Here is a 26,171-nt window from a genome sequence, read left to right on the forward strand (position 1 = left end):
GCATTATATGAGGCCTATGAAACCAATTCGCGCCCTGATAGCCCCGCTCGCCCTGATCCTGCTTGCAGCCCCCGCCTGGGCCGACAAAATCGGCTTGAAAGAGCTTTCGGGCTATCTGAACGGTCTGACCACGGCAGAAACCGAATTCACCCAAGTCAACGCCGATGGCTCGATCGCCACGGGCAAGCTGATCATCAAGCGCCCCGGCCGGATCCGGTTTGAATACGCCCCACCCGACAAATCGCTGGTGCTGGCTTCCAGCGGCAACGTCGCGATTTTCGACGCCAAATCAAATCAGGCGCCCGAGCAATACCCGCTGAAGCGCACGCCGCTGAACCTGATCCTCGCCGCGAATGTCGATCTTGGCCGCGCCAAAACCGTGGTCGGCCATACCGAGGTGAAGAACGCCACTCAGGTTGTTGCCCAAGATCCAGCACATCCCGAATACGGCCAGATCGCGCTGATGTTCACCGCCAACCCGACCACCCTGCGGCAGTGGGTGATCACCGATGATCTGGGTCAGCAAACGACAGTGATCTTGGGCAATCTGAAAACCGGCAGCAATTACAGCGCCAGCCTGTTCAACATCACCGACGAAATCGAACGCCGCGGCCGCTAGCGCCGACAATAGCTCAGCTGTTCGGCATACATCTGCGACCGCCGCCCAATCGCGGCGGCGACATCCACCAGCCACGGCTTTTCAAGATAGGATTGGTTGGCATAGCCGGTCCGCCCTTCATGGTAGGCCAGATACTGCGACTCGGCGTCGTTCATCGAGATGCCCAGCCGCTGGTTGCTCTGGCTCATGTACCAGCCCATGAAGTCGGTGGCATCGCCGATCCGGTCGCGCTTGGCCCCAAAGCGGCGCTGTTCTTGCTGATATTCATCCCAAGTGCCATCCAGCGCCTGACTGTAGCCATAGGCCGAAGATTGCCGCCCCATCGGGATCACGCCCAAGGCAAATTGATGCGGTGTGCGCGCATTGCCGATGAATTTGCTTTCCTGATAAATCGCGGCCATCTGGACATGCACAGGCACGCCCCACTTGCGTTCGGTGGCTTTCATCGCCTTGAAGTAGGTCGGCCGCTGGCGCAAAATCTCGCAAGCGTCGTCCATATTTTTCGGCGCCGAACCGCTTCCACCCCCGCAAGACGCAAGGGCCAACAGCAATATCGACGCACGGAGAAGTCTGCTCATTTGCCCCTCACGTTTTTATTTTGTGGCAATAATACGAGAAAAATCCTGCCGATGAAATGGGCATCTCTTCGATTTGACATGACAATCCCGTGCAAAGCCCCCGGATCGGCGGATTTCAGGTGCGCCAAACTCCGCCACGACTAGGCCACTGCCCAACACAGACTGTTTCCCCCACAGCGCGCCTGTGGAATAGACACTGCCCATGCAAGCGATTATCAAGGCTGCATGGAGAGCAAACAGACCATGCTAAAGACCGCAGCCAAATACCACATCGGGCAGGTGCTGCGTCATCGCAAGCACCCGTTTCGCGGCGTGGTTTTTGACGTAGATGCGATGTTTTCCAACACCGAGGAATGGTATTACGCCATCCCCGAAGACGCCCGCCCCTCGCGCAATCAGCCGTTCTATCACCTGCTGGCCGAGAACGACCAAAGCTACTATGTCGCCTATGTCTCTGAGCAAAATCTTGTGCCGGATGAAACCGGTGAGCCCGTCAGCCACCCCGATCTGCCCGATCTGTTTGGCGATTTTGAGAATGGCCGCTACCCGCTGCAATTCCAACTGAACTGATCCAATTCTCTGCAAATATTTGACGCCGCTTACCAAACGGTAACGAGTTGTCCTTACCCTGATAAAAGTTAGTCAGGAAAGGGCCGGGCAGATGGAGCTTGTGGCAGAACAACGTGGCGAAATGATCGTGGTCACCGCCTTCGGCGACCGCATCGACGCGGCGGGGGCAATTCATTTCAAAGACCGCATGCGCGAATTGACGCAAGCCCCGTCTTTACGGGTGGTGTTGGATATGTCGCGGGTGGCATTTCTGGACAGCAGCGGCTTGGGCGCTGTGGTGGCGGTGATGAAAGCCTTGGGGCCGGATCGTAAGCTGGAACTGTCTGGGCTGACCGCCACTGTGCAAAAAGTGTTTCGCCTGACCCGGATGGACAGCATTTTTACCATCCACGACCAACTTCCCGATGGGTTGCGGCAGGTGGGGTAGCCCGATGAACGCCAAGGCGCGCGACCTCAGTTCCACTATTCGGCTGACAATTCCGGGCCGTCAAACGGCGGTGCGCGATGGCTTGCGTGACTTGCTCGACACGCTTTTGCTGCAAAGCTTGCCAGAAGATGGCCGCGGCACCGCCGAAATTGTGCTGGCAGAGGCGCTGAACAATATCGTTGAACACGCCTATGCTCACCACGACGGTGAAATCGAAATCACCCTGCAGCTGCGGCAGAACGAATTGCTGTGCCGGATATCGGACACCGGGCTGCCAATGCCCGACGGCAAGCTGCCCAGCGGCGTGCTGGCACCATTGGGGGCTTTTGAAGATCTGCCAGAAGGCGGCTTTGGCTGGCACTTGATTCGCAGCCTGACAAAAGACCTGACTTACAGCCGCGACAACGGTCGCAATTTGTTAAGCTTTCGGCTGGACACACAACAATCGCCCGCTTGAAGCGGAATTGTTTCAAATTCGTCAGAACTGCCGCCTGATCGCCAAATTTTCCCCCTAAAACCACCCTCAACACTGCTGATATTAGGAGGATAGCTGCATAAAGCTTCCCTCGGCGCTGCGGATAAAGCCCCCACCCAGTTCGTGGCGCCGAGGTTCAACTTGCTGCTGGAATTCCCCCCTCTTGGAAATCCCCCCGCAACTCCCTAGGCTCCGGCCAACAGGAGGATATTCGCATGCGCAACTTTCAGGCCCCCGGCCGCTCAGCGATCTATGCCAGCAACGGCATCTGCGCCACATCTCACCCTTTGGCCGCCAAGGTCGCGATTGAGACGCTCGAGGCAGGCGGCAATGCCGTAGATGCCGCCATCGCCGGTGCGGTTCTGCTGGGGATCTGCGAGCCGCAAATGACCGGGATCGGCGGTGATTGCTTTGTGTTGATCAAGCCTGCGGGTGAAGAGCGTGTCATCGCCCTGAACGGCTCGGGTCGCGCACCAAAGGCCTATTCGGCTGATGCGCTGCGCGCGCGTGGCCTGTCCAGTGTGCCGGTGCGCGGCGTGGATCCGGTGACGGTGCCGGGGGCGATTGACGCATTTTGCCGCTTGTCGGCCGATTGGGGCAAACTGGGCCTTGACCGCGTGCTGGCTCCGGCAATTCGCTACGCCGATGAAGGCGTGCCCGTGGCCCCGCGCGTGGCCTTTGACTGGGCCGAGGATGGCCCCGATCTGCAAGGAGATGCGCGCAAATTCTACCTGCTTGACGGCGCTATCCCCAAGGTCGGCCAAGTTTTCCGCGCCCCCGGCCAAGCCGAAGTGCTGCGTCGTGTGGCCCGCGAAGGCCGCGCAGGTTTTTATGAGGGCGAAGTTGCCGAAGACATGGTCACGTCGCTGCAAGCCATGGGTGGCAGCCACACGCTCGAAGATTTTGCTGCAACTGCATGCACTTACACCGATCCGATTGCGGGCGACTACAAAGGCACCGAATTGGTCGAGCATCCGCCAAATGGTCAGGGTGCGACCGCAATTTTGATGCTGAATATCCTGAAGCATTTCGATCTGGCCGCGATGGACCCTTTCGGCACCCAGCGCGCGCATATCGAGGCAGAGGCCGCAAAACTGGCCTATGACGCCCGCAACCGCTTCATTGCCGAAGCGACGCCGCGGCTGGATCACATGCTTTCGCCTGAAACCGCTGCCAAATTGGCGGCGCTCATTGACCCCAACCGCGCGATGGCCGCAGCCGAACCTTTGTCGGAATCCGTGCATAAAGACACAATCTACATCACCGTGGTTGATAAGGATCGCATGGCGGTGTCGTTGATTTACTCGATTTTCTGGGGCTTCGGGGCCGGGATTGCCTCGCAGAAATTTGGCATCAACTTCCAGAACCGGGGTGCTGGCTTCAGCCTGAAATCCGGCCACCCCAACGAGGCAGGCGGTGGCAAACGGCCGATGCACACGATCATTCCGGGGATGTTGCGTAAAAATGGAAAGGTTATCATGCCCTTCGGCGTAATGGGTGGCGCGTATCAGCCCTGCGGACATGCGCGTTTTGTCACCAACATGGTCGATTTCGGGCTGGATGCGCAAACCGCGATCGACGCGCCACGTTGCTTCTCCGGTGAAGATGGCATGCGCGTGGAAAGCGGCTACACCGAGAAGGTGCGCGCCGAACTGGCGCAGATGGGTCACGCGGTGTCGCTCTCGCCCGAGCCGATCGGCGGCGCACAAAGCATTTTGATTGACGACACCGGCATCCTGATCGGCGCGTCGGATCCGCGCAAAGATGGCTGCGCTTTGGGGTATTGAAATGCAAGACATCATTGAATCCATCCGCGCGCTGACCCATGGCGAAACCGATACGGTGGCACTGATGGCCACCGTGGCCTGCGAGTTGCACCACGCGCATCCTTTCGCCGACTGGACGGGGTTTTACCGGGTCACTGCACCTAACATGCTGAAAATAGGCCCTTACCAAGGCGGTCACGGCTGTCTTGTCATCCCGTTTTCGCGCGGCGTTTGCGGAGCTTGCGCGCGCACGGGCCAAGTCCAGAATGTGCCGGATGTTGATGCGTTTCCCGGCCATATCGCCTGCTCGTCTTCAACAAAATCCGAACTGGTGCTGCCGGTCTGGAACGGTGCTGGTCAATTGCTGGGCGTGCTTGATCTGGACAGCAACACCCCTGCGGCCTTCACCAAAACTGATGAAGATTGGTTGGTGCCTTTGCTGGCCGAAGTGTTCAAGGACGCGGCATGAAAGGCGGTTGTCTGTGCGGCCAAGTGCGGTTTGAGGCCGACGCCCCTTTGCGCGACGTTTTTGCCTGCCATTGCTCGCAGTGCCGGAAAACCTCGGGGCATTTCTGGGCGGCAACGGCGGTTCCGTTGGATCGATTCAGGCTGGTTGAAAGCACTGGTCTGCGCTGGTTTCAATCTTCGGACAAAGCGCGGCGCGGCTTTTGTGGCATTTGCGGTTCCAGCCTGTTCTGGGAACCCGTCGGCGAAAACCGGATCAGCATAGCCGCAGGCAGTCTCGACGGCGCGACAGGGCTTCAGATCACCCAGAATTGGTGCATCGAAGACAAGGGCGATTACTATAATATTACAACGGCTTAAGATCGAAGGGCCGATGGCTTTATGTGGCAGATCATCACTGACATCGGCCCCGGCAACCTGGCAACTTTCATCGCCGGTGGTCTGTTGGTAAACCTCACACCCGGTCAGGATGTGTTTTTCGCAACCGCCTCGGGTCTAAAAGGCGGCCCGCGTGCGGGGGTGATGGCAGGTCTTGGTGTGGGCATCGGCGCGCTGTGGCATGTTGCACTTTCGGCGTTTGGGTTGTCGGCATTGATCGCGGCGAACCCGATGGCGTTGCATGCAATCAAATATGCCGGTGCCGCCTATCTGCTTTATATCGCTTGGAAATCCTGGCGGGATACTGGCGAGGTAACCGGCCGCAATGGTCAAAATTCCGGCTGGTCTGCGTTGCGCAAAGGCGCGCTGACCAATATGCTGAACCCCAAACCGATCCTGTTCATGCTGGCCTTCTTGCCGCAATTCGTAAATTCTGACGGCGGCCCAGTCTGGATGCAGATTTTGCTGCTCGGCACGATATTTGGCATCACCGGCACGCTGATCACAGTCGGCTATGGCTATTTGGCAGGGCGCGCGGGTCATGCTATTGCCGCGAGGATGGGCATGCTGAACAAGGTTGCGGCGGTGCTGTTTGCGGCTTTGGCTGCGCGATTGATCACGGAGTGAATGATGCAGATTACCCTTCTCGACGGTGGCATGGGCCAGGAATTGGTCGCGCGCTCGGGCGATGATCCGACGCCGCTTTGGGCGACTCGGGTGATGATCGACCACCCCGGTTTGGTCCGCGCGATTCACGATGATTATTTTGCTGCCGGGGCCTCGGTGGCCACCACCAACACCTATAATATCCTGCATGATCGCCTGGAAGGGGTTGGGCTGGACGCGCTGTATCACGCTTTGCACCTGCGCGCGTTGATGGAAGCGCATGAGTCGAAAGCCAAGGCAGGCCGGGGGATTATCGCCGGGTCCATGGGGCCGTTGGGCGAATCCTATCGCCCTGACCTGACGCCGCCCGTCGCGGTTTCTGCGCCGCTTTACGCCGAAAAGGCCCGCATCCTTGCGCCACATGTCGATGTGATTCTGCTGGAAACCATGTCATCGCTTGACCTCGCCCGGGGGGCCCTGCAGGGCGCTCAGGCTGCGGGTCTTCCGGTTTGGTTGTCGGTTTCTGTCGATGATCGTGACGGCAGCCGCCTGCGTTCGGGCGAGCCGATTGCTGGCCTGCGCGATCTGATCGCGGCGCATCCCACCGCAGCCGTGCTGGCAAATTGCTCGATGCCCGAGGCGATGCTGGCCGCCCTGAGCGAGCTGTCACAGATGGGCCTGCCGTTCGGCGCCTACGCCAATGGCTTTAGCGAAATCTCAAGCCTGCCATTGCCCGATGCTGTTGCTGCGCCAGACTACACCCACCGCCACGACCTATCCCCCGAGAAATACACAGCTTTCGCGATGGAATGGGTCAAACTTGGCGCAACCATCGTCGGCGGCTGTTGCGAAGTTGGCCCCGCCCATATCCGCCACCTTGCCGCCAGCCTGAAAGCAGCAGGCCACAGCATCGTATGATCCCGGATTTTATCTACAATCCGCCCGATCTGCCGTTGGACATCCTATACAAAGATGCGCAAATCATCGTGGTGAACAAACCAGCGGGTCTGCTGTCGGTGCCGGGCAAACTGGCAGGCCGCGAGGATTGCCTGACCTCTCGCCTGCAAAAGGCGCATTGGGATACCTTGTTGGTGCATCGGCTGGATTGTGACACCTCTGGCGTGATGATTTTTGCCCGCACCAAACAAGCACAAGGCTTTCTGGGACAGGAGTTTGAAAAGCGACGCGCCAAGAAAGCTTATATCGCAGAGGTTTACGGCCAGTTAACGCCGGATCATGGCCATATCGACCTGCCACTTTGCACCGATTGGCCAAATCGACCGCGCCAGATGGTCGATCACGCCAACGGCCGCGCGGCACAGACTGACTGGCAGGTGATCTCGCGCAACGCCCAGACCACCCGCGTGCGGCTGTTTCCGTTGACCGGGCGCAGCCATCAGTTGCGGGTGCACATGCTAGAGCAGGGTTGCCCGATCTTGGGCGATCCGATCTATGCCACGGGAAAGGCCAGGGAATTTCCACGCCTGATGCTGCATGCCGAAAGCCTGTCGCTGCATCATCCGCAAAGCGGCGATTGGGTCAGCTTTGCCGCACCGCTGCCGTTTTAATCTGACAAGACTTTGTGACGTTCTGACGTTAACCTCAACGCAACAACTGGGCTTTAGATGGTTACGCAGGGCACTGCGTCAAAGGATCATGATGTCGTTTCTGCGTTACCCGTTTGAACCGCGCTATATGGCGCTGACGTCCTGTGTGGTGCTGACATTGGTATTTGCGGCGCTTAGCCTGCGTTGGCTGCCCTATGCTGATATGCTGGAACTGCTGGCGGTCATCATGGCGGGGCTAGTGGCGCTTGGCATTCATGATCTGCTGCAAACGCGCCATGCGATCCTGCGCAACTATCCAATTGTGGCGCATATGCGCTTCTTGCTTGAGGATATTCGACCAGAACTGCGGCAGTATTTCTTTGAAGGTGACAAAGACGGCGCGCCGTTTCCGCGCGACAAACGCGCCATCGTTTACCAACGCGCGAAGAAAGAGCTTGATAAGCGCCCGTTTGGCACGATGTATGACGTCTATCAGGAGCAATATGAGTGGCTGCACCACTCCATCGCGCCACAAGCGGCCGCACCGATCGAGGCTATGCGTGTTGAAATCGGCATCGGTCCGCAGGCCCATTCAGCGTCACTTCTGAACATTTCAGCGATGAGTTATGGTGCCTTGTCGGCCAATGCGATCCGTTCATTGAACAAAGGTGCCAAAGCCGGGCGGTTTTTTCATGACACGGGCGAGGGCGGCGTTTCCCCCTATCACCGCGAATTTGGCGGTGATCTGGTGTGGGAATTGGGCTCGGGCTACTTTGGCGCGCGCAATCTGGCTGGCGGCTTTGATGCGACGTTGTTTGCCGAAGCGGCGGCTGATCCACAGATTAAAATGGTCGAGCTGAAGCTGTCGCAGGGCGCAAAACCCGGTCACGGCGGCGTGCTGCCCGCCGCGAAAGTGACCGAGGAAATCTCGCGCATACGTGGTGTACCCATGGGGCAGGATTGCGTCTCACCCGCCAGCCATTCCGAGTTTTCTACACCGGGCGGCTTGCTGGAGTTCGTTGCGCGCATGCGCGAATTGTCGGGCGGCAAGCCTGCTGGTTTCAAGCTGTGCATCGGCCATCCGTGGGAATTTATGGCGATCTGCAAGGCGATGCTAGAGACCGGCATCACCCCGGATTTTATCGTGATCGACGGCAAAGAGGGCGGCACAGGAGCAGCCCCGCTGGAATTCATGGATCATGTCGGGATGCCGCTACGCGACGGATTGTCGTTTGCGCATAATGCTTTGGTCGGCGTCGGGTTGCGCGACAAAATCAAGATCGGGGCTTCGGGCAAGATCACCTCGGCTTTCGATATGGCAAAAGTCATGGCACTGGGGGCGGATTGGTGCAATGCCGCGCGCGGCTTCATGTTTGCGGTGGGCTGTATTCAGGCGCAATCTTGTCACACCGGGCTGTGCCCAACGGGTGTAACGTCGCAAGATCCGGCACGGCAACGTGCAATTGTGGTTCCCGACAAGGCCGAGCGGGTGGCGAACTTCCACCACAACACCTTGCACGCTTTGGCAGAGCTTGTGGCTGCCGCTGGTCTGTCGCATCCGCAAGACCTGCGCCCCCATCATTTCCAACGGCGCGCGTCGTCGGACAGGGTGATCTCGTTTGCCGAGCAATATGAGCAGGTTAAATCCGGCCAACTGCTGGCCGACCCCGCATCATCGCCGCATTTCCGAGAGGCTTGGGCCTTGTCTTCCGCCAGCAGCTTTGCCCGCGTGGGCTAAGATAAGCCAGATCGCTTAGCCGCGTGTTCGTGCCGTCACCTTGTGCTGCAACAGCCCATTGACGAACAGCTAGACAACGGCGCAGCCGCCTGCAACAAACATTGCAGAAGCTGGAGAGCCGTAGATGATGCCGAACACCGCGCCCGTGCCAAAGACCTACGAGGATCTGATCCGGCTGATCCACGAGCGCTACGATGATATGAGCAAGACCTATCAAAGGATTTCGGTTTATCTGACGCAGAATCCGAATGATGTGGCTGTGCAATCCGTCAATGCCATCGGCGAGAAAAGCGGCATCCATGCCTCAAGCTTTGTGCGCTATGGTCAGGCGCTTGGCTATAAAGGCTTCAAGGATCTGCAGGTGTTGTTTCAGGTTCGGCTGACCACGGCGGCCCCCGGCTTTGATGCCCGCGTCAAAGCGTTGGATGACGAGTTGGGCGACCGCGCCGATGACAGCGACTCCAGCTTTTTGCGGGATCTGGTGGTGCGCGACATCGCATCTCTGCAAGCCTTGATGAGCGCGATTTCAGCCACCGATCTGGGCAAGGCCGCCGATCTGATGCAGGCGGCGGATACGATCTATCTGGTGGGGCAGTTGCGATCGGCCCCTGTCGTGGAACTGCTGCGCTATATCCTGACCATGCTGTCCAAGCGCACGGTTTTGCTGGATTCGGCGGGCGGGCTGGCCACCCATATTGCCAAAACCATGAAGCCAACCGATCTGCTGATCGCGGTTTCGTTCCGCTTTTACGCGGTCGAGGTGGTGAACATCGTCGAAGAAGCCCATGCGCGGGCAGTGCCGATCATCGCTTTGTCTGACAGCACCTTGTCGCCCTTGGCGAAATCTGCAGCGGTGCTGTTTGCGGTGCCCGAGCATGAATACACTTTCTCACGCTCGCTTGCCGCGCCGATGTGTCTGGCGCAAGCGCTGACGGTTGCGCTGGCGGCCCGGTTGCAGCCGGACCGCCAAACCCCTAGAATCCCTGTGGTGACAGAGCCTTAGGTCTTACAGCGTCATCGGACCATCCGGCACAGGCATCCCGCCCGCCACCGCGCCCCAGACCGATTGGTCATAATTCACAATCGCCCCGGTCATCATCCCGGCATCATCCGAGACCAGAAAATTCACCGCGCGCGCAGCTTCAGCAGGGTCAACCAAGCGCCCAAACGGCAGTGTTGCCGTGGCCTTGGCCTCCCAATCGGGATCGCCAGAGGCCGCTTGCAAGGCGCGCTCATGATCCGACGCCATCCAGCCGACGTTCAGTTGATTGACCCGGATGCGGTTGGCGGCGACCGAAAACGCGGTATTGCCGGTCAGGGTGCTCAGCGCGCCCTTCGACGCACAATAAGCGTTGATGAACGGCTGACCAGACAACGCCGAAATCGAGCCGATGTTGCAAATTGCCCCATGAATCCCATCACGGATCATCAGTTTCAGCGCATGCTGCATCATGAAATACGGCCCGCGCACATTGATCGCGAACATCGCGTCGAACAACTCCGGCGTGGTATCAAGGATGGTGCCACGGTCGGTCAACGCTCCTGCATTAACCAAGACATCGACGCGGCCAAACGCAGCATCAACTTCGGCAAACACTTTCGCGCAATCCTCGGGGCTGCCCAGATCGGCCTGAACAAAACGCGCAGGCGTGGTGGCGGAAATCTCGACTGCCACCGCGTCGCCGCGCGCCGCATTGCGCCCGGTGATCACGATGCCCGCCGCACCAGCGGCCGCCAGTCTGCGGGCAATCGCTGCCCCCAGACCTTGGGTCGCCCCGGCGATCACACAGATTTTGCCGTCCATGCGGTTGCCAGAGAACGTGGTCATTGCACGACCTCATACCCCGCAGCAGCCATCACGCGCATCAGCTCTTTATGGCCTTTGATCGCCATATCCAGTGGCGGCGAGACCTTGGGATCTTGCTCGGCTTCAACCACGAACCAGCCTTCATAGCCATGATGCGCGCAACGCTGCACGATGGCCTCAAAGTCCAGGCTGCCGTCGCCGGGCACGGTGAACGCGCCTTTGACAACCGCATCCAAGAACGACTCGCGGCTGCGATCCAGACCGTCAATCACCGACGCCCGCACGTCTTTGGTGTGAACATGGGTGATCCGCTTGTGGTGATTGTCGAGCACCCGCAGCACATCGCCGCCAGCGAAGGCCATATGGCCCGCATCATAAAGCAGCGGCACGGTCGAGTGCTTCATGAATAGATCAAGCTCTGCCTCGGTTTCAATCGCAGCGGCCATGTGGTGGTGATAGCTGATCGGCATGCCTTCACCCGCGCACCAATCAGCAAAGTCGCTGATCTTGCGGCCATAAGCGGCGATCTCTGCCTCGGTCAGTTTCGGCTTGCTCGCCAAAGGTGCGGATTTCACCCCTTGCACCGAACGCGCGGTCTCACCGTAAACGATGCAAGGTGCATGGGCGGCCTTGAAGAACGCCAACTGCTGCGCGACGCGCTCTTTTTCAACCTCAAGATCGCCATCCAGCAGCAGGCCCGAGAACCACCCACCGCAGACCGAGATGCCGTATTTGTTCAGGATCGGCCCCAGCTCGGCCATATCCATCGGAAAACGCCGACCGGTTTCCATGCCGGTAAAGCCCGCAACCGAGGCCTGCCGTAGACACTCCTCAAGGCTGACATCATCGGAAAGCTCGGCCAGATCGTCGTTCCACCATGCGATCGGCGCAATACCCAGTTTAGCCTTCATATCTTCACACTCCGACGCGCTGTTTAGCGCGGATTTCTTGTTGATGCGCGCGGGCATCAGCCACGCCGTCGCGGTTTGAAACTTCCGGCACGCCAACGTCCCAATCAGCATCGCCCGGCACCCAAGCGTAGGCATCAGTCACAATGGTAATCACCGTGGTGCGGTCGTTGGATTTAGCCCATTCCAGTGCAGGGGCCAGATCAGCAAGGCTGTCACACTTGCGGCTGGCTGCGCCCATAGAGGCGGCATGCGCGGCAAAGTCAACGTGCAAAGGCTGCGCGCGGTCGGTGATCCGGCAATCTTTCAGCAGGTTGTTAAACCCCGGTACGCCCTTGGCCTGTTGCAGGCGGCTGATCACCGCATAGCCGCCGTTGTCGCAGACAATCACGATCATCTTGTGGCCAGAAAGCACCGTCGAATAGATGTCGGAATTCATCATCATATAGGTGCCGTCACCCACCATCACGATGGGGGTGCCACCGGGTGCGCCGGGGCCTTCCTGTGCCATAGCACAGCCCCAACCGGCGGCGATTTCATAACCCATACAGGAAAAGCCGAACTCCAGATCAAAGGTGTTCGGCGCTTTCACCCGCCAGCCTTTCGCCACTTCGCCCGGAATCCCCCCAGCGGCAGCAATCAGCGTGTCGTTTTCAGCTGCCGCCGCGTTCACGACATTGACCACCTGCGCATAGGTTGGCACCGGGCTGTTGGTGGGCGCTTGATGGCTGTCAAGCAAGGCATCCCATGTGGCGAACAGCGCCTTGGCATGAGAGAAATGGCTTGCCGGTGCCGCCCAATCGCCAAGGCCCTCATCCAGCTCTTGAACCGATTCCAGCGCATCCCCCACAACCGCAACCGAGCGATGCTTGATCGCATCATAGCGCGCCGCGTTGATCGCAATGAACCGCGCCGCTTTGTCAAAGGCGGTCCAAGATCCAGTGGTGAAATCCATCAGCCTTGTGCCGATGGCGATGATCACATCCGCCTCGCCCGCCAGCGCATTGGCAGAAGTCGAGCCGATGATCCCGATTGGCCCAGCATGCACCGGATGATAATGCGTAAGCCCCCCCTTGCCCGCGATGGTTTCCACCACCGGGATGCCACGCTTGGCGGCAAATGCGGCGACGGCTTCTTCTGCCCCCGAATAGCGCACGCCACCGCCCGAGATAATCAACGGCTTTTTCGCGGTTTTCAGCAGGGCCACCGCCTCGGCCAGCTTGGTGCGATCCGGGCGTGGGCGCGGCACTTGCCACATGCGGGGTTCAAAGAATTCAATGGGATAGTCGAAGGCAAGCTCTTGGGTATCCTGCGGCAACGACAGGAAAGCCGGGCCGCAATCGGCAGGGTCCAACATCGCCGCCACCGCCTGCGGCAGCGATGAGATGATCTGCGATGGATGCGTGATGCGATCCCAGTAGCGGGTCACCGCCTTGAACGCATCGCTGACCGTCACCGTCGGATCACCAAAATGCTCAACCTGTTGCATCACCGGATCAGGCAAGCGGTTGGTAAAGCTATCGCCCGCCAGCAGCAAAACCGGCAGCCGATTGGCATGCGCCGTCCCCGCCGCCGTCACCATATTCAACGCCCCCGGCCCAATAGAAGACGTCGCCACCATCAACTGCCGCCGCCGTTTCGCCTTGGCAAAACCAACCGCCGCAAGCGCCATCGACTGCTCATTTTGACCACGCCAAGTCGGCAGCACATCCTGCACCGCCTCTAGCGCTTCGGACAGGCAAGTGACGTTGCCATGGCCAAAAATGCCAAACACCCCCGCAAACAGCGGCACCGTCTGGCCATCAATCACGGTGCTTTGCATGGTCAACCAGCGCACCAGCGCCTGCGTCATGGTCAAGCGCACCGTATGCGCCTGCTCTGTCGTCCGGGTCATCTCGCCTCCTCCTGCGAATGTCGCGTCCGTTAAACTTGAAAAATGTATATTGACAGATTTTCATATCTGCAATGTAAATTGAAGAACGTTGCAATGTAAGTTGCAGACGTGGCGGAGGGGAATCAAATGTTGAAGATCGGTGTGCTCGGCTGTGGCCGGATTGGTGTCATGCATGCGGCGAATATCGCAGCGCATGGTCGCGCCGCATTGGCGGGCTTGTATGACGTAAACGGCGCAGCGGCGGATGCACTGGGGGCCAAGCTGGGCGCCAAAGTGTTCAACACCGCAGAAGCGATGATCACCAGCCCCGATGTCGATACAGTGCTGATTGCGACCTCAACCGCCACCCATTCCGATTACATCGAAGCGGCGATTGCAGCGGGCAAGGCTGTGCTCTGCGAAAAGCCGATTGATCTGGATTTGCAGCGGGTGAACCTGTGCCAAAGCCGCATCAAGGATACGAAACTGCCCGTCATGATCGGCTTTGTGCGCCGCTTTGACGCTGGCCACCGCGCCGCGCGTCAGGCGATGCTGGATGGCGAAATTGGCACCCTGCACCAAGTGGTGATCACCTCGCGCGATCCCGGAATGGCACCTGATGCTTATATGCAGGTTTCGGGCGGCATCTTCCGCGACATGACCATCCACGACTTTGACCTTGCCCGCTATATGCTGGGCGAAGAGGTTGAAACCGTTACCGCCACAGGCTCGCGTTTGGTCAACCCCACACTGATGGCACGCCTTGGCGATTATGACTCCGTGGTCGTCACCATGACAACGTCCAGCGGCAAACAGGCGGTGATCATCAATTCGCGGCAAGCACTCTATGGCTACGATCAGCGGTTAGAGCTTTTCGGCGACAAGGGCATGGTGATTTCCGAAAACCGCCGCGCCCATAACATGACCCGCCATCTGGCGGGCGGCACCAACACCGCCGCCCCGCTCTTGGATTTCTTCATCGAGCGCTATGCCGACGCTTTCAACGCCGAGATCGGATCATTCGTCGACGCGGTTGAAGGCAAGGCGGCGGTTGAGGTCGGATTTGACGATGGCCGCTTGGCGCTTGTGCTGGCCGAAGCCGCGATGAAATCGGTGGCCGAGGCGCGCACCGTCCGCGTCAGCGAGATCGGATAGATCATGTATCAGGATTACGGCCTGTTTATCGGCGGCAAGTGGCGTCAATCCAACGGCGGTGGGCTGTCCGAAGTGGCCTCTCCCGTCACAGAAAAACCCTTGGGCCAAGTGCCGCTTGCCAATGCCGCCGACACTGCCGAGGCGATAGACGCTGCCGAAATCGGGCTTGCGACGTGGCGCCGCGCTGCGGCCTTTGCGCGTGCCGATACTTTGCACGCGATTGCCGATCAGATGATCCAGCGCAAATCCGACGGCGCGCGGATGATCGCATTGGAGACCGGCAAACCCTTGGTGCAGGGCGAACGCGAATGGGCTTTAAGCATCGACCAATTCCGCTGGTATGCCGAAGAAGCCCGCCGCGTTTACGGTCGCATCATCGAAAGCCGCGTGCCGGGTGGCCGCTTTGAGGTCAGCCGCGAACCCGTCGGCATTGTCGCGGCCTTCACCGCTTGGAACTTTCCCGCCGCCTTGGTTGCGCGCAAGGTGGCCCCGGCGCTGGCAGCGGGTTGTGCGGTGGTGCTGCGACCCTCCAGCCAGACCCCCGGCGTGGCGATGCTCATTGTGGCTTGCTGTCACGCGGCGGGCTTGCCGGATGGCGTGGTCAACCTTGTGGTCGGCCCCACCGCTGCCACTTACACGCCACTGATGGCCGACAAACGGGTGCGCAAGGTTTCCCTCACCGGATCGACCCGCGTGGGTCAGCAGATGATCCGCGATGCCGCCGATACGGTGAAAAAGGTCTCGATGGAACTGGGCGGCAATGCCCCCCTGATCATTTACGACGATGCTGATCTTGAACTGGCGCTTAACGTCTCGGTCGGGGTGAAATATGCCAATGCGGGGCAAGTCTGTGTCACCGCCGACCGCTTTTTCGTGCACGAAAGCCTGCATGATGCCTTTGTCGAAGGCTTCGTGGCCCGCGCCCGCGCGATCACACTCGGCGACGGTCTGGATGCGGCCACCACCATGGGGCCGCTGATCAACGCGGGCCGTGTGGCCGAGATGGAAGCGATTGTTGCCGATGCGCTCAAGGCAGGTGCGACGCTGGCCTTGGGCGGCACCCGCGCTGCAGGCTTCAACGCTGGGCACTTCTACGCGCCAACAGTTCTAACCGATGTCTCTGATAACATGCGGGTTTTCGCCGAGGAAAACTTTGGCCCCATCGCCGCCATCACCCGCTTTTCCAGCGAGGACGAGGTTTTGTCCCGCGCCAATGCCTCTGACATGGGCCTGTCTGCCTATGCATTCACCCGCGACCCCGCCCGCGCGCGCCGCACCGTTGCCGCGCTGAAAGCTGGCATGGTTGGCATCAACAGCTTTGCCATGGCCGCATCCGAAGCCCCCTTCGGTGGCACCAATCAATCCGGCATGGGCCGCGAGGGCGGGCTAGAGGGTATCGGCGATTACCTCGACACCAAACTTGCGCAGATCGTGTTTTAAGGGAACTGCAATGATCAAAAATCGCCTCAAACAGCTGTGGTCCGAGGGTAAACCTACGATCAATGGGTGGTGCTCGATCGGCAATTCCTTCACCGCCGAGATCATGGCCGCCCAGCCCTACGACAGCATCACCATCGACGTGCAGCATGGTGCGCTGGACTATGGCGATGTGCTGCCGATGTTTCAGGCGATGCGGGCCAGTGGCATCACCCTGATGGCCCGCGCGCCGTGGCTGGATCCCGCGATCATCATGAAACTGCTGGATGCGGGCGCTTATGGCATCATCTGCCCGATGGTAAACACCGCCGAGGATGCCGCACGCTTTGTCAGCTATGTCCGCTATCCGCCCCATGGCGAGCGCAGTTTTGGCCCCACCCGCGCCGCCTTTGCAGTGGGCGCCAATTACGCCGCCGAAGCCAATGATGAGATCCTCGCCTTTGCCATGGTCGAAACCGCCACCGCGATGGATAACCTTGACGCCATCGCCGCCACCCCCGGTCTCGACGGCATCTATGTCGGCCCCGCCGATCTGTCGTTTTCACTGTCCAAGGGCCGCTTGACCCCTGCCTTTGACCGCGAAGAATCCGAGGTGATCGCCGCGCTGCAACGCATCGTCGCCGCCTGCAAAGCAAATGGCATCAAAGCCGCCCTGCATTGTGGCACGCCGGAATATGCCGCGCGCGCCATCGCTTGGGGGTTCAACATGACCACTGTGGGCGGCGACTCGCGGTTTCTGGCCGCAGCCGCAGGTGCTTCGGTCACCAAATTCCGCGAACTGACCAAGGGCGATCACGCCGCGCCCGTGCAAAAAGGCGGCTACTGATGCCGCATATTCTAGTAGCCGGAAAGCTGCACCCCTCTGGCGTTGCCCTGCTGCACGATGCCACCAGGCGCGGGTTCACCTTTGACTATATCGAGGAAGTATCAGAGCCTTCCTATGCCCCGCTGATCCACCGCGCCGATGCTTTGGTGATCCGCACGCAACCGCTTTCTGCGGCAACCGTGGCATTGGCCAATCGCCTGCGCGTCGTCTCGCGCCACGGCGTGGGCTATGATGCGGTTGATCTGCCCGCCCTGAATACCCGCGACATCACGCTGACGATTGTGGGCGATGTGAACTCGGTTTCCGTCGCCGAGCATACGATGATGCTCCTGCTGTCTGCTGCCAAACGCGTGCTGCGCGGCGACAATTCCGTGCGCAACCCCGCGCACTGGGGCTGGCGCAATCAGCTTGAGGCATCCGAACTTTCGGGCAAGAATTTCCTGATCATCGGCTATGGCCGCATCGGTCGGCAGGTCGCACGGCTTGCCTTGGCCTTTGACATGAACGTGCGCGCCCTTGACCCCTATCTTGCGTCAAAAGGCTGGCCCGAAGGCCCCGTCGCCCCGGTGACCAATCTGGCCGAGGGTCTGGCTTGGGCCGATGCGATCACCCTCAACGTGCCGCGCGCTGATCAGCCGTTGATCGGTGCCGCCGAACTTGCCGCCATGCGCCCCGGTGCCATCCTCATCAACACCGCCCGCGGCGGTATCGTGGACGAAGCAGCCCTCGCCGACGCTTTGCGCTCTGGCCATATCGCCGCCGCCGGGTTGGATGTGTTCGACGTGGAACCGCCGACTGCGGCCAATCCTTTCATCGGCCTCGATCAGGTCGTGCTGTCACCGCATATCGCCGGACTGACCGCCGAATGTGCCGAACGCATGGCAATCATGTCGGTGCAAAATGTCATCGACTATTTCGATGGCACGCTCGACAGCGCGCTTGTCATCAACACCTTCCGCCCGACAACGGAGAAATCAGCATGACCCGCCTTGCAGAGACCATCAGCCTTGCCGACTTCCGCGCAGACGTAGAGCGTGAAACCCGGCTTGCCGATTACCCCGGTGCCGTGCGCATCGAAAAGGGCATCCCGATTTACGATGCGCGCACCGTCACTCCCGCCATCGCCCCGGAATGGGCGCGGGTGATCGGCGACGGCCCCGGCGTATTCGTCGTAAAGGCCGCCTTTGCCGATACCAGCGCCATCGACGCCGCCTCGGATGTTTTCCGCGCCATCATTGCCGATGAACGTGCTGCGGGCGTGGCGGCTGGCGATCACTTTGCCAAGGCGGGCGCGAATGACCGGATCTGGAACAGCCTGCAAAAGCTGTGCCTGCGTGCCCCAGACGTCTATGCGCGCTACATGGCGAACCCGGTGATTGATCTGGCCTGCCGCGCTTGGCTTGGGCCGGGCTATCAGATTGCCACCCAGGTCAACCAAGTCCGCCCCGGCGGCAAGGCACAAGCACCGCACCGCGACTATCATCTGGGCTTTATGTCCGCCGATCAGATGGCTGAATATCCCGACCATATTCACCTGACCGGGCCGACGCTGATCCTGCAAGGCGGCGTCGCGCATGTTGATATGTCGCCCGAAAGCGGCACCACCAAACTGCTGCCACACTCGCAGCGCTACAAACCCGGCTATATCGCCGCGACCCAACCCGAATTTGCCGCTTATTTTGAGGAAAACCACGTCCAGCTGCCACTGGCCAAGGGCGATGCGATCTTCTTCAGCCCAGCCTTGTTCCACGCGGGCGGCGAGAACAAGACAACCGACGTGGTGCGCATGGTCAACCTGATCCAAACCGCCTCTGCTTTCGCCCGCCATATGGAGGAAATCGACCGCAAAGCCATGGTGCGCGCGGTTTACCCCCATCTTGCCGCTTTGACACAAGCCGAGCGCGCTGCCGTCATTGCGGCCACGGCGGATGGCTACCCCTTCCCCACCAATCTTGACACCGACCCGCCGCTGGGGGGCCTCGCGCCTGAAACCCAGCAAGCCCTTGTGGCGCGGGCGGTCGAAGCGGGTTGGGATCAAGCCACGCTGGACGCGGCGCTAGAGACGCAGACCAACAAGCGCCGCGCCTGACAGTTACCGCAAAGGCTTCCGGCGGGAGAGCAACGGGAAGCCAATTCTGGGAGGAATAAAGACATGAAGAATTTCGTAAAACGCGCGCTCATCAGCGCCATTTTGGCCACCTCGGCCCTGACAGGCGCCATGACCAGCGCCGCCCATGCCGAAGGTGAACAATTCGTCTGGATCAGCCACGGCCCAGACAGCGACAGCTGGTTCAACGTCATCAAGAACGCCATCAAAATCACCTCTGAACAAATGGGGGTGACCACCGAATACCGCAACCCGCCGACAGGTGATCTGGCCGATATGGCACGCCTTGTGCAGCAGGCTTCGGCGGCGGGCGTCGACGGTATCATCGTCACCATCGCCGATTACAACGTGCTGGAAGGCCCGATCAAAGACGCCATCGCCAAGGGCATCCCGGTGATCACCGTCAACTCTGGCACCATCGAAGAAAGCCAAAAGCTGGGTGCGATGATGCATGTCGGCCAGCCTGAATATGAGGCAGGCTTGGGTGCTGGCAAGCGCGCGAAAGAAGCAGGCGTGACCTCGTTCGTCTGCGTCAACCACTACATCACCAACCCGCAATCGGTCGAGCGCTGCCGGGGCTATGCGGACGGTATCGGCGTGGAACTGGGCAACCAGATGATCGATTCCGGCATGGACCCGTCCGAGGTGCAGAACAAAGTCAAAGCCTATCTGACAGCAAATCCCGAAACCAACGGCATCCTGACGCTTGGCCCGAACTCTGCGGAACCCTCGATCCGCGCGGTCAAAGATATGGGTCTTGATGGCCAGATCTACTTCGGCACTTTCGATCTTTCCGCCGAAATTTCGGCTGCGATCAAAGACGGCACGATCAATTTTGCGATCGACCAGCAACCCTTCCTGCAAGGCTCCATCCCGGTGCAGGTGCTGACCAACTTTGTCCGCTACGGCGTCGCTCCGACCAACTCGATCCTCACCGGGCCGGGCTTTGTGACGAAAGACAATATCGAACTGGTCGAGAAACTGGCGGGCGAATACCGCTAAGCTGACACCAGTGCGGGGCGGCAGTTGGCATCGCCGATTGCCGCCCCCTATCGCCGCCAAGGGGAGAGAATTGATGAGCGAGACCACAACCGCACCGCGCCCGGACGAGCGCATGAAACAAGTCGCCCCGTGGCGGCGCGCGCTGATCCGGCCCGAGCTTGGTGGCATCTGCGGCACAATCTTGGTGTTCCTGCTGTTCGGTGCCATCGCAGGCGACAGCGGCATGTTCGCCGCCGAAGGTGTGCTGAACTGGACCGTGGTTTCCGCGCAATTCATGGTGATCGCGGTTGGAGCCTGCCTGTTGATGATCGCGGGCGAGTTTGACCTTTCCGTCGGCTCGATGATTGGCTTTGCAGGTGTGATGATGGCGATTTTGTCGGTGCAGATGGGCTGGCCAATGTGGGCCGCCATCACTGCAACCTTCGCCTTTTGTATTCTGCTGGGCGCGATCAACGGCTGGCTGGTGATCCGCACGGGGCTGCCATCTTTCATCGTAACCCTTGCCTTCCTCTATATTCTGCGCGGCCTGACCATCTGGGGTTCGGTGTATTTCACCCGCCAAACCATCATCGGTGGCGTCGCTGAACGCGCGCAAGGCGACTGGTTGGCGGCGCTGTTCGGCGGCAAAATCCTTGGCGGATTGTTCACTTGGATGGGCGACGCGGGCTGGATCGCCACCTTCACCAAGGGCAACCGCGCAGGCCAACCGGTGATCGACGGCGTGCCGATGCTGGTGGTCTGGGCCATTGGCCTTGCGATCTTCGGCCACTGGCTGCTAACCCGCACCAAATTCGGCAACTGGGTGTTTGCCGCAGGCGGCGACGCCCAAGCCGCGCGCTATGTCGGCGTGCCCGTGAACCGGGTGAAAATCCTGATGTTCATGTTCTCGGCCTTCTGCGCCTGCGTCTTTGCAAGCTGTCAGGTGATGGAATTTGGCTCTGCCGCAGCCGACCGTGGCCTGTTGAAAGAGTTCGAGGCGATCATCTGCGTCGTCATCGGCGGCGCCTTGCTGACGGGGGGCTACGGCTCGGTGATCGGGGCGGCCCTCGGCGCGATCATCTTTGGCGTGGTGCAGCAGGGCTTGTTCTTTGCCAATGCGGAAAGCTCTCTCTTCCGGGTGTTTCTTGGCATGATCCTGCTGATCGCCGTGATCATGAACACCTACATCCGCCGCATCATTACCGGAGAACGCTAATGTCCGCTGCAATCCTCGAAATGAAGAACATCACCAAGCATTTCGGCCCGGTGATTGCCTTGAACGGTGTGTCCTTTGATGTGCGCGCGGGCGAGTGTCATTGCCTGCTGGGCGACAATGGCGCGGGCAAGTCCACCTTCATCAAAACCATGTCCGGGGTGTATCGTCCGACCGAAGGCCAGATGCTTGTCGATGGTCAAACCGTGGCCTTCGCCAGCCCACGCGACGCGATGGCTGCAGGCATTGCCACCGTTTATCAAGACCTTGCGATGATCCCTTTGATGAGCGTCAGCCGCAACTTCTGGATGGGCCGCGAGCCGGAAAAGGGCATCTGGCCATTCCGCACGATGAATTCCAAATTTGCCGATGACATCACCGTGGCCGAGATGCGCAAAATGGGCATCAATCTGCGCGGCCCTGATCAGGCCGTAGGCACCCTGTCGGGCGGCGAGCGTCAAACCGTCGCCATCGCCCGCGCAGTCTATTTCGGCGCGAAAGTGCTGATCCTGGATGAACCGACCTCAGCGCTTGGCGTGCGCCAGACTGCCAATGTACTGTCCACCGTCGACCGCGTGCGCAAGCAGGGCATTGGCGTTGTCTTCATCACCCATAACGTCCGCCACGCCTTGGCGGTGGGCGACCGTTTCACCGTGCTGAACCGGGGCCAAACCCTTGGCACAGCCGAGCGCGGCGCGGTCGATGCAAGTGCGCTGCAAGACTTGATGGCAGGCGGGCAAGAGCTGGCCACGCTAGAATCTTCTCTCGGCGGCACCGTCTGAACATATCGCCCAAGAGCACATAACCACTGCCAAACCCAAACTGCCCGCGTGGCTTTGGGTCTGGCGGCGATTACAGTCGGCAAACACGCCAAATGCGCAAACGCGCGCGCAATCTAAAATTGGGTTGGCAAGCTCACATCAGCCCAGTCACCAGATTGCAGCGCCGCAACACCGGCCTCTGCCACCGCCATTGCGACGTAACCATCCCAAGCATTCGACCCCGCACCTTTGGTCTTGCCCGCAGCAAGCGCCGCGATCCAGTCCTGAAACTGAATCCGATACGCATCGGCAAATCGCTGGGTGAAATCTGCAGGATGGCTGATCACCTCTCCCGCTGCCGTCTGCCGGCGTGTGGCAGGCCGCGCCGCCATCATCAAAGCCCCCGCGCTGCCCAAAATCTCGGTGCGGATGTCATAGCCGTAGCGCACGTTGCCAGAGTTCTCCATCTCGACCAGAATACCCGAGGCCGTCTCGGCCACCGCAAGCAACGGATCAATCAAGCCGCCCTGCTTGGCCGCCCGCGGCGTTTGCACCCGGATGCGCAAGATCTCCTCACCGATCAGCCAGCGCAGAATATCAAACTCATGCACCATCGAATTGGTGATACCTTGGGTGCCCACCATAAACGCCGGGGCAGTCGCATTGCGGTGGATCATGCGGATCAACAGCGGATCGCCCGCGCCACCGGCCTGTAAATGCTGTTTAAGATCAACATAATCCGGGTCAAACCGCCGCATATAGCCAACCTGCACCAGACCCCGCCCAGCATCCGCCCGCAAGATCGCAGCCCCATCGGCCAAGCTGGTGGCAAGGGGCTTTTCGCACAGCACAGGCTTTCCAGCCGCCAGACAGGCCAAGACCTGTTCCGCATGCTTGGCATCAGGTGACACCACAATCACCGCATCCACCGACGGATCAGCAATCAGCGCCTCGGGCGAGAGCACCTTGGCTCCACCGGCCAAAGCCGCCGCCTGCGCCACCCTGACCGCATCCGGGTCGGACACCGCCACCACCTTTGCCCCGCCAAGCCCGGTCAAGGTGGCGACATGCGACATGCCCATCACCCCCGATCCGATGATGCCAATCATGCCAAGCCCCCTCATCTGCCGCAGCCGCGCCACAGCCCCACATCGCAACAAATACGGTATAATTTACATTTTTGTCAATTATCGTTGCAATACGTGAAAGCTGCGCCGGAACGACAGTTTACGGCAGGTCAACCATCACCCGCCCGGCCTCGACCTTAACCGGAAACGTCCGCAGATTGACGCAAACCGGAGCCCGCCGCGCCTCACCAGTGCGATAGTCGAACTGGCCGTTATGCTTGGGACATTCGATCAGATAATCCATCACAAGACCGTCAGCCAGATGCACCTTCTCATGCGTGCAGAAGCCCGCTGTGCAAAAGAAATCGCCATCCGGGCTGTGATACAGCGCATAGCTTGTGTCGCCATGATCAAAGCGGATCACATCTTCTTCGTCGATATCATCAGTGGCGCAGGCGTTAATCCAGGGCATGTTCATCCTCGTCGATTGCTGGCTTTGGTTGGGCTATTCTGCAGCAGTGGCAAGCGGATAGCCGCCAATACCGGGGGTTGGCTGGCCGGGTTCCAGATCGCCATGAAACTCGGGGCGATAGGGCTTGGCAGTGCCGGGCAGGCTGCGCTTCACGAACCAATCGGGGTTCTGAAACTGTTTGCGCAGCGCCGGAATGATCTCGGCATAGGCCGAGAAGATCGACCCATGTGCGGGCGGCATGTCGTGCTTGACCACCTCATGCAGCTTCGGCAGCGCGTGATAGGGCACCATCGGAAACATGTGATGTTCCACATGGTAATTCATGTTCCAATAGATGAATCGGCTGACCGGGTTGATATAGACCGTGCGGCTGTTCAGGCGGTGATCCAGCACATTCTCTGCCAGCCCAAGATGTTGCATCACCCCGGTCATCACCATGTGCCAGCTGCCATAGAAAATCGGCAGCCCGATCACCATGAACGGCAAGATAGACCCCATCCAGATCGCCAAAGCCGCGACGCTCAGATAGATCACCGCCCAGATCCGCGCGATCAGGAAAGCCTTGCTGCGCTCTGATTCCGGCACAAAGGTTTTCACGGTTTCCGGCATATAGCCTGCGATCAATTGCAGCGTGGTGCGCCCGTTGCCAATCAACTCATAAACGCCGAACACATTGATCAGCAACCGCGCCACATCGGCCGGCCGCATTGCGATGATCTCGGGATCATGGCCCACGACAATCGTATCTGTGTGGTGACGGGTATGGCTCCACCGCCATGTCACCGGGTTGCGCAACATGCAAAAGCACGCAACCTGATACAGCGCGTCATTCATCCAGCGGGTCTTGAAGGCGCTGCCATGGCCACATTCATGCCAACGCGAATCCATCGCCGAAGCATACATCACGCCGTAAACCGCCCAGAACGGCAGCGACCACCAGCTTGGCCACAGCGCAATGCCGCCCGACACTGCCGCAAGCATCACCCCGAACAGAATGATCGTGTCGCGGATTGCAGGCCCGTCGCTGCGCTTCATCAGCGCCTTCATCTCGGATCTTGGAATCTCGGTGTGATACCACTGCGCCGAGACAAGCCCGATCTCCTCTGCCAGTTTCGCATCGCGCCCCAAAAGCGCATAGTCGCGGTTACTCCGGCTCATCAATCCGTCCTTCATCGCTGATAACCTCTAGCAAGCCATATGAAACCCGGCGATCCGTGCAATGAAAATCATCCATGTCTGATCATATCATTGCATTTTGCCTCATATTCGATCAGGCTTTGGGATAGATAATGAAAGCCGCCCCATGACCAAGCGCCCCACCATCACTGACCTTGCCGAGGCCAGCGGAGTCTCTGTCGCCACGGTGGATCGCGTCCTCAACGGTCGCAAAACCGTGCGCGAAGGCACCGCCCTGCGGGTGTTGGAAGCGGCCCGCAGCATCGGCTTTCACGCAGCACCCTTGCTGCAAAAACGCATCCTTGATGATGTGCCAACTTTTAAAATCGGCCTGCTTTTGCTGCAGGAAAGCGATTTCTACCTGAACTTCAAAACCATGGCCGAGGCTTTGGCCTTGGAAGAGCGGCGGATGAACATTCGCCTGACCGTCGCCTTCCTGCCCTCGTCACAGCCCGCCGACATCGTGCTTGCGGTCGAAAAAATGGCCGAACGTGTGCAGGCCATCGGGCTGGTTTCCATCGACCATCCCCGCGTCACCGAGGTGGTCGAGTCTGTCAAGCAGCGCGGTATCCCAGTGTTTGCGCTGCTGTCAGATTTTGCCCAAGGTGTCCGCGAATCCTACATCGGCCCGAACAATCTCAAAGTCGGGCGCACCGCGGGTTGGATGATTTCACGCGGCCTGCAAGGGCGGCAGGGCGAGATTGCGCTGTTCGTCGGCGGTCATCGCTGGCACGGCCACGAATTGCGCGAAACCGGCTTCCGCGCCTATTTCCGCGAGAACCGCCCCGACCTCACCCTGCTGGAAACCCAAGTGAACCTCGACACTGCCAAGCTTTCTTACGAGGCCACGCTGTCGCTGCTCAAACGCCATCCCACACTCGCCGGGATCTATTGCGCAGGCGGTGGCCGCGAGGGCATTATTGATGCAATCCGCGACGAAGGCCGCGTTGGTAGCGTCGAAATCGTCGCCAACGAGTTGACAGATTTCAGCCGCCGCGCGATGGCGGATGGCGTGTTGTCACTGGTGATCGACACCCCAATCCGGGCGATCTGCACCGAATTGTTCGACCTTGCCCTGCGTGCAGTCACCCGCGGCCCCGGTCAATCATCCGGTCAGGTTTTTCTGCCGATGAATTTGGTCCTGCCCGAAAGCATCTAAGATATTTTATCGCAATAACAAAGCTTTGCTTCAGTGAACCAGCGCGACAACCGCAAGGAA

General features: G+C 59.8%; 28 protein-coding genes. 21 read left to right on the plus strand and 7 right to left on the minus strand.

What is annotated here, in order from left to right:
- The first annotated feature begins 16 nt into the window (after positions 1-16).
- Entirely contained in the window at positions 17-619 is a 603-nt protein-coding gene (locus tag QQJ98_RS03980; RefSeq protein WP_284324034.1) for a LolA family protein, read from the plus strand.
- On the opposite strand, the gene QQJ98_RS03985 is transcribed toward QQJ98_RS03980, so the two are convergent.
- The gene (locus tag QQJ98_RS03985; protein ID WP_284324035.1) at positions 616-1,197 is read right to left on the minus strand and encodes a transglycosylase SLT domain-containing protein; all 582 of its coding nucleotides are present in this window, start codon (positions 1,195-1,197) and stop codon (positions 616-618) included. The two genes, QQJ98_RS03980 and QQJ98_RS03985, sit on opposite strands and share 4 nt — an antisense overlap.
- Positions 1,198-1,440: 243 nt before the next feature.
- On the opposite strand from QQJ98_RS03985, the gene hspQ reads away from it, so the two are divergent.
- The 11 genes from hspQ to QQJ98_RS04040 all read left to right on the plus strand — a co-directional run bounded on the left by hspQ (position 1,441) and on the right by QQJ98_RS04040 (position 10,172).
- A complete protein-coding gene (hspQ, locus tag QQJ98_RS03990) occupies positions 1,441-1,767 on the plus strand; it encodes a heat shock protein HspQ (RefSeq protein WP_284324036.1) in 327 nt (108 codons plus the stop codon).
- A 91-nt stretch (positions 1,768-1,858) separates the two neighbouring features.
- Positions 1,859-2,194, plus strand: a complete 336-nt coding sequence (locus QQJ98_RS03995; protein ID WP_284324037.1) for an STAS domain-containing protein — start codon at positions 1,859-1,861, stop codon at positions 2,192-2,194.
- A gap of 4 nt (positions 2,195-2,198) precedes the next feature.
- A complete protein-coding gene (locus tag QQJ98_RS04000; protein ID WP_284324038.1) occupies positions 2,199-2,651 on the plus strand; it encodes an ATP-binding protein in 453 nt (150 codons plus the stop codon).
- Positions 2,652-2,884: 233 nt separating this feature from the next.
- The gene (locus tag QQJ98_RS04005) at positions 2,885-4,456 is read left to right on the plus strand and encodes a gamma-glutamyltransferase family protein (RefSeq protein WP_284324039.1); all 1,572 of its coding nucleotides are present in this window, start codon (positions 2,885-2,887) and stop codon (positions 4,454-4,456) included.
- Between the two features lies 1 nt (position 4,457).
- Entirely contained in the window at positions 4,458-4,904 is a 447-nt protein-coding gene (locus QQJ98_RS04010) for a GAF domain-containing protein (protein ID WP_431307790.1), read from the plus strand.
- Positions 4,901-5,260, plus strand: a complete 360-nt coding sequence (locus QQJ98_RS04015; RefSeq protein ID WP_284324040.1) for a GFA family protein — start codon at positions 4,901-4,903, stop codon at positions 5,258-5,260. Before QQJ98_RS04010 ends, QQJ98_RS04015 begins: the two co-directional genes overlap by 4 nt.
- A gap of 21 nt (positions 5,261-5,281) precedes the next feature.
- Positions 5,282-5,905, plus strand: a complete 624-nt coding sequence (locus tag QQJ98_RS04020) for a LysE family translocator (RefSeq protein WP_284324041.1) — start codon at positions 5,282-5,284, stop codon at positions 5,903-5,905.
- Positions 5,906-5,908: 3 nt separating this feature from the next.
- Positions 5,909-6,802, plus strand: coding sequence for a homocysteine S-methyltransferase family protein (locus QQJ98_RS04025; RefSeq protein WP_348523124.1), 894 nt, complete (start codon positions 5,909-5,911; stop codon positions 6,800-6,802).
- Entirely contained in the window at positions 6,799-7,452 is a 654-nt protein-coding gene (locus QQJ98_RS04030) for an RluA family pseudouridine synthase (protein WP_284324043.1), read from the plus strand. The genes QQJ98_RS04025 and QQJ98_RS04030 overlap by 4 nt, the downstream gene beginning before the upstream one ends.
- Before the next feature lie 88 nt (positions 7,453-7,540).
- Positions 7,541-9,169, plus strand: coding sequence for an FMN-binding glutamate synthase family protein (locus QQJ98_RS04035; RefSeq protein ID WP_284324044.1), 1,629 nt, complete (start codon positions 7,541-7,543; stop codon positions 9,167-9,169).
- Positions 9,170-9,293: 124 nt separating this feature from the next.
- The gene (locus tag QQJ98_RS04040; RefSeq protein WP_284324045.1) at positions 9,294-10,172 is read left to right on the plus strand and encodes a MurR/RpiR family transcriptional regulator; all 879 of its coding nucleotides are present in this window, start codon (positions 9,294-9,296) and stop codon (positions 10,170-10,172) included.
- Between the two features lie 3 nt (positions 10,173-10,175).
- Here the strand turns inward: QQJ98_RS04040 and QQJ98_RS04045 are convergent, their stop codons facing one another.
- Genes QQJ98_RS04045 through iolD form a run of 3 tightly spaced genes read right to left on the minus strand, consistent with a single transcriptional unit; the run spans position 10,176 to position 13,778 of the window.
- Positions 10,176-10,997: an SDR family oxidoreductase gene (locus QQJ98_RS04045; protein WP_284324046.1), complete on the minus strand. Its 822-nt coding sequence runs from the start codon at positions 10,995-10,997 to the stop codon at positions 10,176-10,178.
- Positions 10,994-11,887, minus strand: coding sequence for a myo-inosose-2 dehydratase (gene iolE, locus QQJ98_RS04050; RefSeq protein ID WP_284324047.1), 894 nt, complete (start codon positions 11,885-11,887; stop codon positions 10,994-10,996). The genes QQJ98_RS04045 and iolE overlap by 4 nt, the downstream gene beginning before the upstream one ends.
- A 4-nt stretch (positions 11,888-11,891) precedes the next feature.
- Entirely contained in the window at positions 11,892-13,778 is a 1,887-nt protein-coding gene (gene iolD / locus QQJ98_RS04055; protein ID WP_284324048.1) for a 3D-(3,5/4)-trihydroxycyclohexane-1,2-dione acylhydrolase (decyclizing), read from the minus strand.
- A gap of 126 nt (positions 13,779-13,904) precedes the next feature.
- Here iolD and iolG point away from each other — a divergent pair, with 126 nt between their 5' ends.
- From iolG to QQJ98_RS04095, 8 genes are all read left to right on the plus strand, one after another.
- Complete coding sequence (gene iolG, locus QQJ98_RS04060) at positions 13,905-14,912, plus strand: inositol 2-dehydrogenase (RefSeq protein ID WP_284324049.1); 1,008 nt, start codon at positions 13,905-13,907, stop codon at positions 14,910-14,912.
- A 3-nt stretch (positions 14,913-14,915) separates the two neighbouring features.
- Entirely contained in the window at positions 14,916-16,352 is a 1,437-nt protein-coding gene (locus QQJ98_RS04065) for an NAD-dependent succinate-semialdehyde dehydrogenase (protein WP_284324050.1), read from the plus strand.
- 10 nt (positions 16,353-16,362) lie between these two features.
- Complete coding sequence (locus QQJ98_RS04070) at positions 16,363-17,175, plus strand: HpcH/HpaI aldolase family protein (RefSeq protein WP_284324051.1); 813 nt, start codon at positions 16,363-16,365, stop codon at positions 17,173-17,175.
- A complete protein-coding gene (locus tag QQJ98_RS04075) occupies positions 17,175-18,158 on the plus strand; it encodes a hydroxyacid dehydrogenase (protein WP_284324052.1) in 984 nt (327 codons plus the stop codon). The genes QQJ98_RS04070 and QQJ98_RS04075 overlap by 1 nt, the downstream gene beginning before the upstream one ends.
- On the plus strand, positions 18,155-19,264 hold the full coding sequence (locus tag QQJ98_RS04080) for a phytanoyl-CoA dioxygenase family protein (RefSeq protein WP_284324053.1): 1,110 nt from the start codon (positions 18,155-18,157) through the stop codon (positions 19,262-19,264). Before QQJ98_RS04075 ends, QQJ98_RS04080 begins: the two co-directional genes overlap by 4 nt.
- 63 nt (positions 19,265-19,327) lie before the next feature.
- The gene (locus tag QQJ98_RS04085; RefSeq protein WP_284324054.1) at positions 19,328-20,284 is read left to right on the plus strand and encodes a sugar ABC transporter substrate-binding protein; all 957 of its coding nucleotides are present in this window, start codon (positions 19,328-19,330) and stop codon (positions 20,282-20,284) included.
- 73 nt (positions 20,285-20,357) lie between these two features.
- Positions 20,358-21,479, plus strand: coding sequence for an ABC transporter permease (locus tag QQJ98_RS04090; RefSeq protein WP_284324055.1), 1,122 nt, complete (start codon positions 20,358-20,360; stop codon positions 21,477-21,479).
- Complete coding sequence (locus QQJ98_RS04095) at positions 21,479-22,258, plus strand: ATP-binding cassette domain-containing protein (protein ID WP_284324056.1); 780 nt, start codon at positions 21,479-21,481, stop codon at positions 22,256-22,258. The genes QQJ98_RS04090 and QQJ98_RS04095 overlap by 1 nt, the downstream gene beginning before the upstream one ends.
- Positions 22,259-22,371: 113 nt before the next feature.
- On the opposite strand, the gene QQJ98_RS04100 is transcribed toward QQJ98_RS04095, so the two are convergent.
- The 3 genes from QQJ98_RS04100 to QQJ98_RS04110 form a co-directional block, all read right to left on the minus strand.
- Positions 22,372-23,346, minus strand: coding sequence for a Gfo/Idh/MocA family protein (locus tag QQJ98_RS04100; protein ID WP_284324057.1), 975 nt, complete (start codon positions 23,344-23,346; stop codon positions 22,372-22,374).
- Between the two features lie 118 nt (positions 23,347-23,464).
- Positions 23,465-23,776 carry a MocE family 2Fe-2S type ferredoxin gene (locus QQJ98_RS04105; protein WP_284324058.1) on the minus strand — a complete coding sequence of 104 codons (312 nt, stop codon included), beginning with the start codon at positions 23,774-23,776 and terminating at the stop codon, positions 23,465-23,467.
- A 33-nt stretch (positions 23,777-23,809) separates the two neighbouring features.
- Positions 23,810-24,934: a fatty acid desaturase family protein gene (locus tag QQJ98_RS04110; RefSeq protein WP_284324059.1), complete on the minus strand. Its 1,125-nt coding sequence runs from the start codon at positions 24,932-24,934 to the stop codon at positions 23,810-23,812.
- 145 nt (positions 24,935-25,079) lie between these two features.
- Between QQJ98_RS04110 and QQJ98_RS04115 the strand changes: the two genes are divergently transcribed.
- Complete coding sequence (locus tag QQJ98_RS04115) at positions 25,080-26,111, plus strand: LacI family DNA-binding transcriptional regulator (RefSeq protein ID WP_284324060.1); 1,032 nt, start codon at positions 25,080-25,082, stop codon at positions 26,109-26,111.
- The last annotated feature ends 60 nt before the right edge of the window (positions 26,112-26,171 follow it).

This window comes from Cypionkella aquatica (assembly GCF_030161095.1).
Classification (GTDB): Bacteria; Pseudomonadota; Alphaproteobacteria; order Rhodobacterales; family Rhodobacteraceae; genus Cypionkella; species Cypionkella aquatica.